Origin of the sequence: Pseudomonas frederiksbergensis, from assembly GCF_001874645.1 — a bacterium.
GTDB lineage: Bacteria > Pseudomonadota > Gammaproteobacteria > Pseudomonadales > Pseudomonadaceae > Aquipseudomonas > Aquipseudomonas frederiksbergensis_B.
Genome location: NZ_CP017886.1, coordinates 2,455,065 through 2,471,359 on the forward strand (window position 1 = coordinate 2,455,065; position 16,295 = coordinate 2,471,359).

General features: G+C 60.6%; 16 protein-coding genes. 14 read left to right on the top strand and 2 right to left on the bottom strand.

The window, feature by feature from the left end; genetic code table 11:
• Nucleotides 1-3 precede the first annotated feature (3 nt).
• Both mscK and selO read left to right on the top strand, forming a co-directional pair.
• Nucleotides 4-3,351 carry a mechanosensitive channel MscK gene (gene mscK, locus BLL42_RS11900; protein WP_071552270.1) on the top strand — a complete coding sequence of 1,116 codons (3,348 nt, stop codon included), beginning with the start codon at nucleotides 4-6 and terminating at the stop codon, nucleotides 3,349-3,351.
• Nucleotides 3,352-3,409: 58 nt separating this feature from the next.
• Nucleotides 3,410-4,873, top strand: a complete 1,464-nt coding sequence (gene selO, locus BLL42_RS11905) for a protein adenylyltransferase SelO (protein ID WP_071552271.1) — start codon at nucleotides 3,410-3,412, stop codon at nucleotides 4,871-4,873.
• Nucleotides 4,874-4,879: 6 nt separating this feature from the next.
• Here selO and BLL42_RS11910 read toward each other — a convergent pair whose 3' ends face one another.
• A complete protein-coding gene (locus BLL42_RS11910) occupies nucleotides 4,880-5,281 on the bottom strand; it encodes a helix-turn-helix domain-containing protein (protein ID WP_071552272.1) in 402 nt (133 codons plus the stop codon).
• A gap of 517 nt (nucleotides 5,282-5,798) precedes the next feature.
• On the opposite strand from BLL42_RS11910, the gene BLL42_RS11915 reads away from it, so the two are divergent.
• Nucleotides 5,799-6,317 (top strand): Hcp family type VI secretion system effector, encoded by a 519-nt coding sequence (locus BLL42_RS11915; protein WP_071552273.1) that lies wholly within the window; start codon nucleotides 5,799-5,801, stop codon nucleotides 6,315-6,317.
• Nucleotides 6,318-6,478: 161 nt separating this feature from the next.
• Nucleotides 6,479-6,913, top strand: coding sequence for a thioredoxin TrxC (gene trxC / locus BLL42_RS11920; RefSeq protein WP_071552274.1), 435 nt, complete (start codon nucleotides 6,479-6,481; stop codon nucleotides 6,911-6,913).
• 161 nt (nucleotides 6,914-7,074) lie between these two features.
• Here the strand turns inward: trxC and BLL42_RS11925 are convergent, their stop codons facing one another.
• Nucleotides 7,075-7,845: a ParA family protein gene (locus tag BLL42_RS11925; protein WP_071552275.1), complete on the bottom strand. Its 771-nt coding sequence runs from the start codon at nucleotides 7,843-7,845 to the stop codon at nucleotides 7,075-7,077.
• Between the two features lie 360 nt (nucleotides 7,846-8,205).
• Here BLL42_RS11925 and BLL42_RS11930 point away from each other — a divergent pair, with 360 nt between their 5' ends.
• From BLL42_RS11930 to BLL42_RS11975, 10 genes are all read left to right on the top strand, one after another.
• A complete protein-coding gene (locus BLL42_RS11930) occupies nucleotides 8,206-8,925 on the top strand; it encodes a beta-ketoacyl synthase chain length factor (RefSeq protein ID WP_071552276.1) in 720 nt (239 codons plus the stop codon).
• Nucleotides 8,901-9,710 carry a lysophospholipid acyltransferase family protein gene (locus BLL42_RS11935; protein WP_071552277.1) on the top strand — a complete coding sequence of 270 codons (810 nt, stop codon included), beginning with the start codon at nucleotides 8,901-8,903 and terminating at the stop codon, nucleotides 9,708-9,710. The genes BLL42_RS11930 and BLL42_RS11935 overlap by 25 nt, the downstream gene beginning before the upstream one ends.
• On the top strand, nucleotides 9,691-9,951 hold the full coding sequence (locus tag BLL42_RS11940; protein WP_071552278.1) for a phosphopantetheine-binding protein: 261 nt from the start codon (nucleotides 9,691-9,693) through the stop codon (nucleotides 9,949-9,951). The genes BLL42_RS11935 and BLL42_RS11940 overlap by 20 nt, the downstream gene beginning before the upstream one ends.
• Nucleotides 9,952-9,960: 9 nt before the next feature.
• Complete coding sequence (locus BLL42_RS11945; RefSeq protein WP_071552279.1) at nucleotides 9,961-10,215, top strand: acyl carrier protein; 255 nt, start codon at nucleotides 9,961-9,963, stop codon at nucleotides 10,213-10,215.
• Nucleotides 10,212-10,757: a COG4648 family protein gene (locus BLL42_RS11950; RefSeq protein WP_071552280.1), complete on the top strand. Its 546-nt coding sequence runs from the start codon at nucleotides 10,212-10,214 to the stop codon at nucleotides 10,755-10,757. The genes BLL42_RS11945 and BLL42_RS11950 overlap by 4 nt, the downstream gene beginning before the upstream one ends.
• Nucleotides 10,754-12,433 (top strand): acyl-CoA synthetase family protein, encoded by a 1,680-nt coding sequence (locus tag BLL42_RS11955; protein WP_071552281.1) that lies wholly within the window; start codon nucleotides 10,754-10,756, stop codon nucleotides 12,431-12,433. Before BLL42_RS11950 ends, BLL42_RS11955 begins: the two co-directional genes overlap by 4 nt.
• A gap of 164 nt (nucleotides 12,434-12,597) precedes the next feature.
• A complete protein-coding gene (locus BLL42_RS11960) occupies nucleotides 12,598-13,332 on the top strand; it encodes a glycosyltransferase family 2 protein (RefSeq protein WP_071552282.1) in 735 nt (244 codons plus the stop codon).
• Nucleotides 13,329-14,276, top strand: coding sequence for a lysophospholipid acyltransferase family protein (locus tag BLL42_RS11965; RefSeq protein WP_071552283.1), 948 nt, complete (start codon nucleotides 13,329-13,331; stop codon nucleotides 14,274-14,276). The genes BLL42_RS11960 and BLL42_RS11965 overlap by 4 nt, the downstream gene beginning before the upstream one ends.
• Nucleotides 14,257-15,801, top strand: coding sequence for an HAL/PAL/TAL family ammonia-lyase (locus BLL42_RS11970; protein WP_071552284.1), 1,545 nt, complete (start codon nucleotides 14,257-14,259; stop codon nucleotides 15,799-15,801). The genes BLL42_RS11965 and BLL42_RS11970 overlap by 20 nt, the downstream gene beginning before the upstream one ends.
• On the top strand, nucleotides 15,794-16,219 hold the full coding sequence (locus tag BLL42_RS11975) for an acyl-CoA thioesterase (RefSeq protein WP_071552285.1): 426 nt from the start codon (nucleotides 15,794-15,796) through the stop codon (nucleotides 16,217-16,219). Before BLL42_RS11970 ends, BLL42_RS11975 begins: the two co-directional genes overlap by 8 nt.
• The last annotated feature ends 76 nt before the right edge of the window (nucleotides 16,220-16,295 follow it).

The window sequence follows — 16,295 nt, forward strand, 5'->3', positions numbered from 1 at the left end:
TCTATGCCAACTCTGCGCTCATTTTTTGCAATTGCCCTGCTCGGGCTCAGTCTCTCCGTCGGCACTCTGCAAGCGGCCGAACCGCCGTCCGCCGAGACCGTCCAGAAGAGTCTGGACAAGATCGCCGAGCGCAAACTGCCCGAGGCCGATCAAAAAGCCCTGCAAATGGTGCTGCAACAGACGCTGACCCAACTGTCCAACAGGGACGATTACGAAAAGCGCCTGGACGACCTCAAGCAGCAACTGAGCACTGCGCCCAAGCAAAACATTGAAAACCAGCGCGAGCTGGAGCGCCTCAAGGCCAGTAAAGTCGTACCGATCGAACAACGTTACGCCAACCTGTCGGTGCCACAACTCGAGCAGATGCTGACTGAACGCAGTACCCAGCAAAGCGATCTGCAAAAAGCCCTGGCCGATGCCAACAGTCTGACCATCACCGCCCAGACCCGCCCCGAGCGCGCCCAGGCCGAGATCAGCGCCAGCCAGACACGCATCCTGCAAATCAACGGCACCCTCAAGCTGGGCAAAGACAACGGCAAAGCCCTGACGAACGAGCAACGCGACGCACTCAACGCCGAACTGGCCGCATTGAACGCGCTGATCCCGCTGCGCCGTCAGGAACTGGCCGGCAACAGCCAACTGCAGGACCTGGGCAGCAGCCAACACGACTTGCTGCAGGAAAAAACCGCGCGCATGGAACGGGAGATCCAGGACCTGCAAACCCTGATCAACCAGAAGCGCCTGGCCCAGTCTCAACAGACGGTGACTCAGCAATCGATCGAAGCGCAAAAGGCTGGCGGCAGCAATCTGCTGGCCACGGAAAGCGCTGCCAATCTCAAGCTCTCCGACTACTTGCTCAAAAGCACCGACCGTCTCAACGAACTGACCCAGCAGAACCTGCAAACCAAGCAGCAACTTGACAGCGTGACCCAAAGCGACGCCGCGCTGGACGAGCAGATCAGCGTGCTCAAGGGCAGTCTGTTGCTGTCCAAGATCCTCTACAAACAAAAGCAGGCCCTGCCACGCCTCAAGCTTGATCGGGACCTGGCCAATGACATCGCCGACATTCGCCTGTACCAGTTCGAGGTCAATCAACAACGCGAACTGATCAGCACCCCCGGGGCCTATGTGGATAACTTGCTGGCGAGCCAGCCGCCCGATCAGGTCACCCCGCAACTGCGCAAAACCCTGCTGGACCTGGCCGTCACTCGCGCCGACCTGCTGGAGCGCCTGAGCCGCGAACTGAGTGCGCTGCTCAACGAATCCATCACTCTGCAACTGAACCAGAAGCAACTGCTCACCACCGCTCAGAACCTGCGCGCGACCCTCGACGAACAGATGTTCTGGATTCCCAGCAACAAGCCGCTGGATTTCGAGTGGATGCGCGGCGTGCCGGACCGCCTGGTGAAACAGGTCACCACCCTGCCGTGGGCTTCAAGCGTGAGTGAGCTGGCCGATGGCCTGACCCAGCGGCCCCTGCTGTTCCTGCCGTTGGTGCTGCTGATCGGCTTCCTGGTGTGGCGCCGCAAATACCTCTATGCGCGATTGAACAAGGTGCACCAGGACATCGGGCACTTCAAACGGGACAGCCAGTGGCACACGCCGCAGGCGATTCTGATCAATGTGTTGCTGGCGATGCCGGTGTCACTGGCGCTGGCCCTGTGCGGCTTCGCCTTGCAAATCGACGCCCGCGGGCAAAACGCCAACCTCGGCGCTGCCCTGTTGCAAATCGCCCAGGCGTGGCTGGTGTTCTATACCGCGTACCGGATCCTTGCGCCGGGTGGCGTGGCGGAGCTGCACTTTCGCTGGGAAAGACCCCAGGTGGAGTTCCTCCGCGGCTGGATCCGTCGTCTTGGCCTGGTCGTACTGGCGCTGGTCGCCGTGGTGGCGGTTGCCGAATTGCAACCGGCGGCCCTGGCAGACGATGTACTCGGCATCGCCGTGGTGCTGACCTGCTACGCCTTGATGGCCTGGTTACTCAGCCGCCTGCTGATCAATAGCCCGACGCACAACAGCGCCTCACTGTTTCGCAAAGCTGTCGGCGTTCTATTCACTGTGCTGCCGATCGCTTTGTTTATCGCCGTGTGCTTTGGCTACTTCTATACCGCACTGAAACTCAGCGACCGGTTAATCAACACCCTTTACCTGCTGATGTTCTGGCTGGTGATCGAAGCCACCTTCGTCCGCGGCCTGGCCGTTGCGGCGCGGCGCCTGGCCTACCAGCGCGCCCTGAGCAAACGCCAGGCCGCCAAAGAGGCAGGAGACGGTGAAGCGATCGTCGAAGAGCCGACGCTGGACATCGAGAAGGTCAACGAACAGTCCCTGCGCCTGATCCGCCTGGCCCTGCTCGGCGGCTTCATCGCTGCGCTGTATTGGGTCTGGAAAGACTTGATCACGGTGTTCTCGTACCTCGACAACGTCACCCTGTACGAATACACCAGCGGCACCGGCGCCAACATGAGCATGGTACCGATCAGCATCGGTGACATGCTCGGCGCACTGATCATCATCGGAATTACCGTAGCCCTGGCGCGAAACCTGCCGGGGTTGCTCGAGGTGCTGGTGCTGTCCAAGCTCGACCTGGCCCAGGGCAGCGCCTACGCCACAACCACCCTGCTGACCTATGCGATTGCCGGTGTGGGTTTTGTTTCCACTCTGTCGACCCTCGGTGTGAGCTGGGACAAACTGCAATGGCTGGTGGCCGCGCTCTCGGTCGGCCTGGGTTTCGGCATGCAGGAGATCTTCGCCAACTTCATCTCCGGGATCATGATCCTGTTCGAACGTCCGGTACGAATCGGCGACACCATCACCATTGGCACCTTATCGGGCACGGTGAGCAAGATCCGTATCCGCGCCACCACCATCACCGACTTCGACCGCAAGGACATCATTGTCCCGAACAAGACGTTCATCACCGGGCAACTGATCAACTGGTCGCTGACCGACACCGTGACCCGGGTGACCCTCAAGCTGGGCGTCGGCTACGACTCGGATCTGGAGCTGGTGCGAACTCTGCTGCTCAGAGCCGCCATGGAAAACCCCCGCGTGCTTAAAGACCCTTCGCCCTCGGTGTTCTTCCTGAACTTTGGTGAAAGCACCCTGGAACACGAGCTGCGTATTCATGTCCGTGACCTCGGCGACCGTAACCCGGCACTCGATGAAATCAACCGGTTCATCAACAGCGAGTTCAAGGCGCACAACATCAGCATTGCTTTCCGTCAGGTGGATATACACCTGAAAAACCTGACAGGCCAGGAACAGCTGGTGCTGGCCAGCGATGCGGTCAAACCCGCCACATCTCCCGATGCAGGCAAGGCCCCACCCGAGCCGCCATCGGTGCGACTCGACTGACTGGACGCCACGCGCCATTCCCCAGCAGAATGCTCGGACATTCTGCTGGAGATGGCCGTTGAAAGCCCTCGACGAACTGACCTTCGACAACCGCTTTGCCCGCCTGGGCGACGCGCTCTCAACTCATGTATTGCCTGAGCCCATCGGCGAACCACGACTGGTGGTTGCCAGCCCTGCGGCCATGGCCCTGCTGGACCTCGACCCGAGCGTTGCCGAGACGCCGCTGTTCGCCGAACTGTTCGGCGGTCACAAGCTGTGGGCAGAAGCCGAGCCGCGGGCGATGGTCTATTCCGGGCACCAGTTCGGCTCCTACAACCCGCAATTGGGCGATGGTCGCGGGCTGCTGCTGGGCGAGGTCTACAACGAGGCCGGCGAACACTGGGACTTGCACCTCAAAGGTGCCGGGCAAACGCCGTACTCGCGCATGGGCGATGGCCGCGCGGTGCTGCGTTCGTCGATTCGTGAGTTTCTGGCGTCTGAAGCGTTGCACGCACTGGGCATCCCGACCACCCGCGCATTGTGCGTTATTGGTTCAAACACTCCGGTCTGGCGCGAAAAACAGGAACGAGCGGCAATGGTCCTGCGTCTGGCGGCGAGCCATGTGCGCTTCGGGCACTTCGAATATTTCTACTACACCCAGCGGCCCGAACAGCAGAAAGCCCTCGGCGAGCACGTATTGGCGATGCACTTCCCCGAGTGCCTGGAACAGCCGGAACCGTACTTGGCAATGTTCCGCGAAGTCGTCGAGCGCAATGCCGAGCTGATCGCCAAATGGCAGGCCTATGGCTTCTGCCACGGGGTGATGAACACCGACAACATGTCGATCCTCGGCGTCACTTTCGACTTCGGCCCGTTTGCCTTCCTCGACGACTTTGACGCCAACTTCATCTGCAACCATTCCGATGATCAAGGTCGCTACTCGTTCAGCAATCAAGTGCCGATCGGCCAATGGAACCTCAGCGCACTGGCCCAGGCCCTGACACCGTTTATCAGCGTCGACGCCCTGCGCGAAACCCTCGGCTTGTACTTCCCGCTGTATCAGGCTCATTACCTGGACCTGATGCGCCGTCGCCTAGGCTTGACCACTGGCGAAGAAGACGACCAGAAACTGGTCGAAAAACTGCTGCAACTGATGCAGAACAGCAGCGTCGACTACAGCCTGTTTTTCCGCCGCTTGGGCGATGAAACTGCCGAGCTCGCCGTCGCTCGCTTGCGTGACGACTTCGTCGACATCAAGGGTTTCGATGCCTGGGCCGAGCTCTATTGCGCACGCGTCGCACGCGACGGCAACAATGATCAAGCACAGCGCCGCACCCGCATGCACGCGATCAATCCGCTCTACATCCTGCGCAACTACCTGGCGCAGAAAGCCATCGATGCGGCAGAAAACGGTGACTATGCAGAGGTTCGCCGCCTGCACGCGGTACTGAGCAAACCGTTCGAAGAACAGCCTGGCATGGACAGCTACGCCGAGCGCCCGCCTGAGTGGGGCAAGCATCTGGAGATCAGCTGTTCGTCGTGAGGACAGTCAGATGAAGGTTTCCACAGACACGGCGAAGCGCTCGGCCAACCAGCGGATCTGCCGCAGGTTGAGCTGACGCTTGCCACTCAGGATTTCCGATACCACCGATTGCGCGCCCACACCCGGCAGGTCGCTCTGACTCAAGCCGTGTTCGCGCATCATGTAGCGCAGCACATCAACACCACTGGCTACAGGCATTGGCCGGTGTTGCTGGTCGTAAGCCTCGATCCAGTCACTGATGATGTCCACCAGACTCATCAACGGGCTTGATTCATCTTCGCCAATCAGGTCCAGCAACTCATCGAGCGCCTTTACCAGCACATCGTAATCAGCCTGGTTTTTCGGTTTGCGCAGCAACGGCGACACAAAGTGCCAATGCTCAGCGGCTTGCTTGATCAGAACGCTCATCGACGCTCCTCCATATCGCATCTTGCTATGGAGGTTAAACCCACACCCTTGATATCGCAACTTGCTATACACGCGGATAGACCGGCGGTACACAGTTCGATGCGTTCTATCAGCCTAGATACGCGCGCCCCTTTGGCATTGGCGAAAATGTGAGCATTCTTTTCCACCCTGTCGCTCACGACAGCTCTGAAGCCATGCACCACAAGCAGTCACATGGCCATGATGCGCAAGAAGTTGCGCGCTCACTACCCTGAAAACACTGCCCTATTCTGCTACAGGCCATGTCACACAAGGCCTGTAGCCAAGCGCGCAAGAAGTTGCGCAGCACTGCGCAACTTCTTGCGCACCTTTTCCTTGAATCCTCCCTGAATACCCCCTTGCCTCTCCTCGAAAAATAGCCAACCCACTGATTTTAAAGGGCCTGATACAACCTGGCACGCGCCTTGATAACACTCAGGTACCCACCGAGCGATTTCGCCTCCCGGGCACCCTCATTTATTCAGCAAGGAGAGCATCCATGGCTACACCCGCGTATATGTCCATCACCGGCACCAAACAAGGCCTGATCACTGCCGATGCATTCACCGCTGATTCGGTTGGCAACACCTACCAGGAAGGTCACGAAAACCAGGTCATGGTTCAGGGTTTCCAACACGAAGTGATCATCCCGCGTGACCCGCAGTCCGGCCAACCCACCGGCCAGCGCGTACACAAGCCAGTAAAAATCACCAAAGTGTTCGACAAGTCCTCGCCACTGCTGCTGGCAGCTCTGACTTCCGGCGAGCGTCTGACTTCTATCGAAATCCAGTGGTACCGCACTTCGGCTGCCGGCACCCAGGAGCACTACTTCACCACCAAGCTTGAAGACGCGATCATCGTCGACATCAAAGACTACATGCACAACTGCCAGGACCCCGCGAACTCGCACTTCACTCATCTGGAAGACGTCGAGTTCACCTACCGAAAAATCACCTGGACCCACGAAGTATGCGGTACTTCGGGTTCCGATGACTGGCGCTCCCCGGTCGCTGGCTAAGTCTGGCCGACCGTTACAAAACATCGGCCAGCTATGCTGGTCGATGTTGTTTACGCCCACGAAGTTTTCGTCATAAGGACCTTGGGTCACCTCTGCACACCTTGATAATCCACGCCCTCGGCTCCAGATTGGTTTCATTGCCCAATGTCCGGAGCCCCTCCATGTCTGAACCCCTGTTGATCCCCTGCCCCCACTGCAACGGCCTCAACCGCATCCCCGCCGAGCGCTTGGGCGATCACCCCAAGTGCGGTCGCTGCAAATCCGAAGTCCTGCTGAGCAAACCCTTTGAGCTGACGCAAGGCGATTACGCCAGTCAGATCAAAGGCGATCTGCCGTTGCTGGTGGATGTGTGGGCGGATTGGTGTGGGCCGTGCAAGTCGTTTGCGCCGGTGTTCGAGCAGGCGGCGGCGCAGTTGGCGGGCAAGTGTCGGTTGGCCAAGCTCGACAGTGAGGCGAATCAGCAGTTGTCGGCGCAACTGGGGATTCGCTCGATTCCGAGTTTGATTCTGTTCAAGAACGGCCGGGAAGTGGCGCGTCAGAGCGGGGCGTTTCCGCTGCCGCAGTTGATGAACTGGTTACGCAGTCAGGGGGTTTGAGGCTAGCGCTTTAACCCTTGCGCCTTAAACGCGGTGGTCTGAGCTGGGCCTGTAGGAGTTGGCGCAGCCTGCGATCTTTTGGCGGTGCCGGGAATGCCGAAAATCAAGATCAAACGATCGCAACCTTCGGCAGCTCCTACGCCCTGCATCAGCCTGGGCTGTCAGGCATTTTCCAGCAGGTTGTGCAGTTCGACGAATTGTTGGGTCAGTTTGTGCCGGGGGTCGAGGTGGATCAGCGGCATGTTGGCCTGGTGGGATTCGCGCATGCGCACCGAGCTGCCCAGGTACACCGGTAGCACCGGCAGGCCTTCGGCGATCAACTCGTCGAGCATCTGCTGCGGCAGGCTCGCGCGGGCCTGGAACTGGTTGACCACGATGCCTTCGACTTGCAGGTCTTCGTTGTGGTCTTCCTTCAACTCTTCGATTTCTGCCAGCAGTCCGTACAGCGCCTGACGGGAGAAGCTGTCGCAGTCGAAGGGAATCAGCACGCGATCGGCGGCGATCAACGCGGATACCGCGTAGAAGTTCAACGCTGGCGGGGTGTCGAGGTAGATCCGGTCGTAGTCTTCGGCCAGCTCGTCGAGCAGTTTGCGCAGTTTATTGATCTTGTGTTTGGCCTCAAGCTTGGGCTGCAGGTCGGCCAGCTCGGCCGTGGCCGTGACCACATGCAGGTTGTCGAATGGGGTTTCGTAGATATCGACCTGGTTTTTCTTCGAGAACGGTCCCGACGACAGGGTCTGCTTGAAGAAGTCGGCGATACCCATCGGGATGTCGTTGCCGGTCAGGCCCGTCAGGTACTGAGTCGAGTTGGCCTGAGCATCGAGATCCACCAGCAGCGTGCGATAGCCCTCGCTGGCGCTGACCGCCGCCAGATTGCAGGCAATACTGGATTTGCCCACGCCACCTTTCTGATTGAACACCACGCGCCGCATGTCAAAACCTCCGTGTATCAAAGAATGACCGAGTGTAGTAGCCGACACCGCTGCTTCGCTACCTCGCTGGCAATCGGACTACGCAGTCAGCTGCAATCTCTGCAAAAAACCGACCGGCTTCACTCTTTGATCGATGAATCATCTGGCAGACACATCTGTAAAAAACCGAATAATGGCCAAATGACAGCTTTTTTTGCCGATGAACGACATGGCACGCCGAACAAAATGTAGCCAGTATTTGCTACAAGCCAGCTGCACCGGGATAATGCGCGCCACTCGGCCGTAGCGCCATGTCGGGTCAGTCGCTGGTCAATCGACTCACCGCGTCAAGGAAGCCCGCAGGGGCGGGATGAATTTTCAGTGATCAAATTCAATATCGCCCAATGGCGCGCCTGGGCTCCTGGGCTCGAAAGCGTGGACGATTGGCAAGCCTGGAGCCGACAACCGGTTGTGCTCGAGAGCAGCGATGCCGCCCCCGACGTATCGTTTTTGCCGGCCATGCAGCGTCGGCGACTCAGTCGTCTGGCGCGGATGGCCTTTAGTGTTGGCTGGCCGTTGGCCGAGGGGCGCGAACAGCTGCCGTTGGTCTTTATTTCTCGTCACGGCGAAACCCCGCGTACCTTCGAGATTCTCAACGATCTGGCAGCCGATCAGCCGCTGTCGCCAACCCAGTTCAGTCTGTCGGTGCACAACGCCGTTATCGGCCTGTGGTCGATCATGCGGGGTGAAACCAGCGAAATGACCGCACTCGCGGCGGCTGGCGATGGTCTCGAACACGGCATGCTAGAGGCTGCCGCACTGCTTGAGGAAGGCGCGCCTGCGGTGTTGCTGGTGATTACCGAAGAGCAGCCGCCCGAAGCCTACTCGACCTGGATCGACGATGTGCCGTTTCCATACGCGGTCGGCCTGTTGATCACGCCCGGAAATCAGTGGCAGCTGTCTCTGAACAGCACCTCGGATACGTTGTCCAAACCCCACTGGCCCCATGCGCTGAATCTGTTGAGTACGCTGCTCGGCCAGCAGACCACCTGCCAACATGCCTGGAAAAATCGTGTATGGACTTGGCAACGCAACCTGTAACCGATAAAAACCGCGACGCCTACTACTGGCGCCTGCTGGCCACTGCCTTGAGCTTCACCCTCTTCGGGTTGGGCGGGCTGTGCCTGCGATTGGTGGTTTTACCGCTATTGAGTTGCCTGCCGGGCGATGCCCAGGCCCACCGGCAACGGACGCGGTATATTGTCAGCCGGATATTCTGGTTTTTTGTCCGCTTCATGGCCCGCACAGGCGTGCTGACCTACGACATCCAGGGTGCGGAAAAACTCGGGCGCCCGGGGCAGATGATCATCGCCAATCATCCATCGTTGATCGATGTGGTGTTCCTGATCGGTCTGGTGCCCCACGCCAATTGCGTGGTCAAGAAAAGCCTCTGGGAGAATCCCTTCACCCGCGGCCCGCTGCGCCGCACCGGGTACATCAGCAACGATGGCAGCATGGACATGCTCGATGCCGCTGCCGACGCGCTGAACAGCGGTCAGACCCTGATCATCTTTCCCGAAGGCACCCGCACCCAACCCGGCCAACCGCCGGCCTTTCATCGGGGTGCTGCGGCAATCGCCCTGCGCGGTGCGAGAATTGTCACCCCGGTGATCATCAAGGTCAGCCCGACTACCCTGACCAAGGCCGAGCCTTGGTATCGGATCCCGAAACGCCGCGTGCACTTCAGTTTCCGTGTAGGGGCCGATATAGACCCACAAGCCTTTGCGGCGCTAGGCCCGGCACCTCAGGCCTCGCGCAAGCTCAACGATTATTTCCACCATTACTTTATTAAGGAGCTCGCCGAAGATGAGCGATCTGAAGCGTGAGATAAAACTGCTGATCATCGACGCCCTGGGCCTCGAAGACATCGGCGTGGACGACATCGGCGACGACCAGACGCTGTTCGGCGAAGGCCTGGGCCTGGACTCGGTCGACGCTCTGGAGCTTGGCCTGGCGATTCAGAAAAAGTACGGCATCAAGATTGACGCCGAAGCCAATGACACCCGCGGTCACTTCACCAATGTGGCGAGCCTTGCGGCGTTCGTCACTGCAAAAAAGGCAGCTTGAGACCGGACCATGCAAACTCGTGACGACATTTTCAACACCCTGCGCGATGCCCTGGTCGAACTCTTTGAGCTGGAACCCGAACGCGTGACCCTGGACGCCAACCTGTATCAGGACCTGGAAATCGACAGCATTGATGCCGTCGACCTGATCGATCACATCAAGCGCCAGACCGGCAAGAAAATCGCCGCTGAAGAGTTCAAGTCGGTGCGTACCGTCAGCGACGTGGTCGAGGCGGTCTTCCGCCTGGTTCAACCGGCCGCATGAGCCGACTGATCGGCCTCGGCCTGCTGCTGGCGGGCCTGCTGTACCCCTTTGCGGTGTATTTCGGCATGGAGCACTTCGCGCCATGGCAGTTCGGTTTGTTGCTGGGCGGACTGTGGCTGGCCCGCGCACTGCTGGGCGAGCGGCGTCCAGGCAGCGTCTGGATGGCGGTGGTCGCCATTGTTTTTTGCCTGCTGCTGGCGCTGTTCGATAGCCCCTTGCTGCTGCGCTGGTATCCGGTGCTGATGAGCGGCTTCATGCTGGCGCTGTTTGGCCTGAGCCTGAAGTTCGGGCAGCCGATAATCGAGCGGCTGGCGCGTTTGCGCGAACCGCATCTGCCGGACAAGGCGATTGTTTATACCCGCCAGGTGACGATCGCCTGGAGTGTGTTTTTCCTCTGTAACGGTTTGCTCGCCGCCGCCCTGACCCTCTGGGCGCCGCTGAGTTGGTGGATGTTGTACACCGGCCTGATCTCCTACGGGTTGATGGGTTTGCTGTTTGCCATTGAATGGCTCATACGACAACGGGTACGAGGCCACCCATGAATTGGATAAAACTTGAGCAGCTGCTGCTCAAGGCTCAACCGGAACGCGCCGTTACGGCGGCTCCGGCGCTTAATCACGCCGACCTGTGTGAGCAGGCCCTGCGCCTCGCCGCTGGTCTGCAAGCACACGGTGTCACGCGTATCGCCGTGCACCTGGAAGACGCTGCTGAACTGGCCATCGCCCTGCTCGGCGCCTGGCGTGCCGGGGTCAGCGTGCTGCTGCCCGCCGATTTGCAACCCCAGACCCGCCTGCGCTGGTCGACGGCAGTCGATCTGTGGCTGACCGATCTGGCGGACGACGCACACCTGGCCGATTTCCAGCAGGCGCCGTTGTCTGCCACCGAACTGGATCTCGATCACTGTCACCTGAGCCTGTGCACTTCCGGCTCCAGCGGCGAACCCAAGCGCATCGAGAAAACCCTGCGGCAATTGGCCAATGAAGTTCAGGCGCTGGAGCACTTGTGGGGCGCGGACCTGGGCAACGCCTGCATCATCGGCAGCGTCGGCACCCAGCACATTTACGGCTTGCTGTTCCGGGTGCTGTGGCCGCTGTGCGCCGGGCGTCCGTTCGTTCGCCGACAATTGGCTTTCCCGGAAGACTTGCAGCGCGCCAGCCGCGAACACCCGGCCTTTGCCTGGGTCGCCAGCCCAGCGCTGCTCAAGCGCATGGGCGACAACCTCGACTGGCCGGCCTTGAGCGCGGTCCGCCAGGTGTTTTCCTCCGGTGGCGCCTTGCCGGCCGAGGCCGCGAAAAGCTTGCACGAACGCCTGCAACAATGGCCAACGGAGATTCTCGGCAGCTCGGAAACCGGTGGCATTGCCTGGCGTCAGGACGACGATCTCTGGCAGCCCTTCGCCGATGTCATGCTGAGCCAAGACAGTGACGGAGCCCTGCTCATCGCCTCGCCGTACTTGCCGATCGACCACATCGAACATACGGCCGACGCCGCCCGGATTGCCGCTGACGGTCGTTTCGAGCTGCTCGGACGGCTGGACCGGATCGTCAAACTGGAAGAAAAGCGTATCTCGCTGCCCATGCTGGAACAGGCGCTGATGGCCCACGACTGGGTCGCCGACGCGCGCCTGGGCGTGGTTCAGGAAAATCGTGCGTCGCTGGGTGCCTTGCTGGTGCTGAGCGAACAAGGTCTGCATGCGTTGCGCAATCAGGGCCGGCGTACGCTGACCCAGGAACTGCGTCAGCACTTGAGCCAACATTGCGAAACCCTGGCCCTGCCGCGCCGCTGGCGATTGCTGCGCCAACTGCCGCTGAACGCCCAGGGCAAGCTGCCGCAAGCCGAAGTTGAAGCCCTGCTGCTGGCGCCCCGCCCAAAGGCGCCGCACGTGTTGGAACAGGCCGAAGCCAACGGCGAGTGGAGCCTGCAACTGGCGGTGCCGCCGGACCTGGCTTATTTCAGCGGCCACTTCCCGCAAACCCCCGTGTTGCCGGGAGTGGTGCAAGTCGAGTGGGCGCTGAACCTGGGCCAACAATTGATGGAACTGCCGGTAAAATTTGCCGGCATGGAAGTGCTGAAGTTCCAGCAACTGGTACGCCCCGGCGACGAAATCCAGCTGCACCTGCGCTTCGACCCACTGCGCAACAAGTTGTATTTCACCTACCGCAATGAGATGGCTACCTGCTCCAGTGGACGAATACTCCTGGAGAGCGCCTGTGGATAACTCGACGTTCCCCGTAGCAGCTGCCGAAGGCTGCGTTCGAGTGCGCAGCGCTCGCAGTTTGATGACCTCAATACACCTGGAAAACCGCGATCACCGGTTTTACGACCGCTTCGCGGCCGAACGCAGGCTTCGCCAGCTGCTACGGGTTCGGGAGAACTGCCAACATGCATAACCCCTGCGCCGTGATCCCGGTCTACAACCACGAAACCGCCATCACCCACGTGGTCGACGCGCTGCTCGCAAGCGGCTTGCCGTGCATTCTGGTGGATGACGCCAGTAGCCCGACTTGTGCGGCGGTGCTTGAACTACTGGCCCGACGTGACCAGGTTTTCCTGATCAAACTCGCCGTCAATCAGGGCAAGGGCGGCGCCGTCATGACCGGGTTTCGCGAAGCTTCGCGGCTGGGGTTCAGCCATGCTTTGCAGGTGGACGCCGATGGCCAGCACGATCTGAGTGACGTTCGGACCTTCATTGAGCAGTCACGCGCCCACCCCGACGCATTGATCTGCGGCTACCCGCTCTACGACGCCAGCGTGCCGAAGGGCCGTTTGTACGCCCGCTATCTGACTCACGTCATGGTCTGGATCAACACCCTTTCGTTGCAGATTCGCGATTCCATGTGCGGTTTTCGCCTCTATCCATTGCCGCCGACACTGGCGCTGATCAACTCGGTGAAGATCGGCATTCGCATGGACTTCGACACAGACATCATTGTGCGCCTGGCCTGGCGCAATCTGCCGATGCGCTGGCTGCACACCAAGGTTCACTACCCCCTGGATGGCGTCTCACATTTTCGCCTGTTCCACGACAACGTGCTGATATCGAGTATGCACACCCGCTTATTCTTCGGCATGCTGCTTCGGGCACCGGTCATTCTCTGGCGACGGTGGCGAGCATGAGCATCAATGCAGACAAAGAGCACTGGGCCGATCACAAGGAACGCGGCAGTTTCTGGCTGATGAAATTCACCGCACTCTGCGCAAAAGTGCTGGGACGTCGGCTGTTGAGCCCGCTGCTGTATGGCATCGTTTTGTATTTTTTCATGTTCGGTCGCAGCGCCCGCCACAGTGCCTGGCAGTACCAGCAGCGCCTCGCCGACTGGAGCGGCCGCAACGAATTGCGTCCGACCCATTGGCGGGTGTTTGGTCAGTTCATGGCTTTCGCCGACTCCATGCTCGACAAGCTCGACGTGTGGAACGGCAAGCTGAGCATCGAGCAAATAGAAATCATCGACCCGGCACTGTTGCGCAATCAGTTGCGCGGCGAACGCGGGCAGATGCTGGTGGGCGCTCACCTGGGCAACCTCGAAGTCTGCCGAGCCCTCGCCGAACTCGGTGAAAGGGTCACCATGAACGTGCTGGTACACACCAAGCACGCCGAGCGTTTCAATCGCCTGCTGGGCGAAGCCGGTGCGACCAATCTGCGGCTGATCCAGGTCAGCGAACTGGACCCGGTGATCATGCTGCAACTGCACGAGCGCCTGGAGCGTGGCGAGTGGCTGGCGATTGCCGGCGACCGCGTGCCGCTGCATGGCGGGCGCAGCGTGACGGTGGACTTCCTCGGTCATCCGGCTGCGTTTCCCCAAGGCCCGTGGCTGCTGGCCGGCCTGTTGAAGTGTCCGGTCAATTTTCTGCTGTGCCTGAAGAAACAAACGGGCGACTATCGACTGATCATCGAGCCCTTCACCGACGCGGTGGTGTGGAAGCGCAGCGACCGCGAGCAAGTGATTCACCAATGGGCCACGCGCTACGCCGAACGCCTCGCTCAATGCTGTCTCGAGGCGCCTCAACAATGGTTCAATTTCTACCCATTCTGGAAGACCGATGACAACGCATCTGCTTGAGCCGGTAACCTTCGGCGAACTCCCTTTGCGCATCGAAGACGTGCTGGCCCTGGCCAATCGTCAGGCGCCCGTGCAACTGCAAAACGACAGTGAATACCGTGAGCGCATCGCCAAAGGCGCACGGTTTCTGGATTCGTTGCTGGACAAGGAAGGCGTGATCTACGGCGTGACCACCGGTTACGGCGATTCCTGCGTGGTTGCGGTGCCGCTGCATCACGTCGAAGCGCTGCCCCGTCATCTCTACACCTTCCACGGTTGCGGCTTGGGCAAACTGCTCGATGCCCAGGCCACCCGCGCGGTCCTCGCGGCGCGTTTGCAGTCGCTGTGCCACGGCGTGTCCGGGGTTCGTGTGGAGCTGCTGGAACGCCTGCACGCCTTCCTCGAACACGACATTCTGCCGCTGATCCCGGAAGAAGGTTCGGTGGGCGCCAGCGGTGATCTGACGCCGCTGTCTTACGTGGCTGCAACCTTGTCCGGCGAGCGCGAAGTGCTGTTCAAGGGCGAACGCCGGCAGGCTGCCGACGTACACCGCGAACTCGGCTGGGAGCCGCTGGTGCTGCGACCCAAGGAAGCGCTGGCGTTGATGAATGGTACGGCGGTCATGACCGGCCTCGCCTGCCTGGCCTTCGCCCGTGCTGACTACCTGCTGCAACTGGCCACGCGCATCACCGCGCTGAACGTGGTCGCCCTGCAAGGCAACCCGGAGCACTTCGACGAACGCCTGTTCGCCACCAAGCCGCATCCGGGGCAAATGCAGGTTGCCGCGTGGTTGCGCAAGGATCTGGCGATCGACGCACCGACCGCGCCACTGCATCGCCTGCAAGACCGCTACTCGCTGCGCTGCGCACCGCATGTGCTCGGCGTGTTGGCCGACAGCCTGAACTGGCTGCGTTCGTTCATTGAGATCGAACTCAACAGCGCCAACGACAACCCGATCATCGACGCCGAAGCCGAACGCGTGCTGCACGGCGGGCACTTCTACGGCGGCCATATCGCCTTCGCCATGGACAGTTTGAAGAACCTCGTGGCCAACGTCGCCGACCTGCTCGACCGTCAGCTCGCGCTGCTGGTGGACGAACGCTACAACCACGGCTTGCCAAGCAACCTGTCGGGCGCCAGCGCCGAGCGAGCAATGCTCAACCACGGCTTTAAAGCGGTGCAGATCGGCACCAGCGCCTGGACTGCCGAAGCGCTGAAAAACACCATGCCGGCCAGCGTGTTCTCGCGCTCCACCGAATGCCACAACCAGGACAAAGTGAGCATGGGCACCATCGCCGCCCGCGATGCGATCCGCGTGCTGGAGCTGACCGAACAAGTTGCTGCCGCGACGCTGCTGGCGGCCAATCAAGGTGTCTGGTTGCGCGGCCAGGCCGAAGACGCCCGACCATTGCCGCCAGCGTTGGCGGCGATGCACGAAGAGCTCGCCAAGGACTTCGCGCCGGTCATCGAGGACCGCGCCCTGGAAGGTGAATTACGTCTGTGTCTGCAACGCATTGCCGAACAACACTGGAGGCTGCATGCGTAGCAAGGGAGTGCTTCACGCCGATACGCAAATTCTCGTGCCGTTCTTTGACGTCGACTCCATGAACGTGGTCTGGCACGGCCATTACGTGAAATACCTGGAAGTCGCCCGCTGCACCCTGCTCGACATGCTCGGCCACAACTACACCGCCATGCTGGAATCCGGCTATGCGTGGCCAGTGATCGACCTGCAACTGCGTTACGTGCGTGGCGCGGTGTTCGGCCAGACGCTCAACGTACGCGCCAGCCTGGTGGAATGGGAAAACCGTCTGAAGATCAGCTACCTGATCAGCGATCTCGCCACCGGTGAACGCCTGACCCGCGCCAGCTCGGTGCAGGTCGCCGTGCACGTCGCCAGCCGCGAGATGCAGCTGGCGTCGCCGAAGGTGTTTGTCGATGCGGTCGAGAGGATGTTGCCATGAGTTTCTGGAGGCTGACGCCGTGCCTTCGTAGCAGCTGCCGCCAGGCTGCGTTCGGCCGCGAAGCGGTCGTAAAACC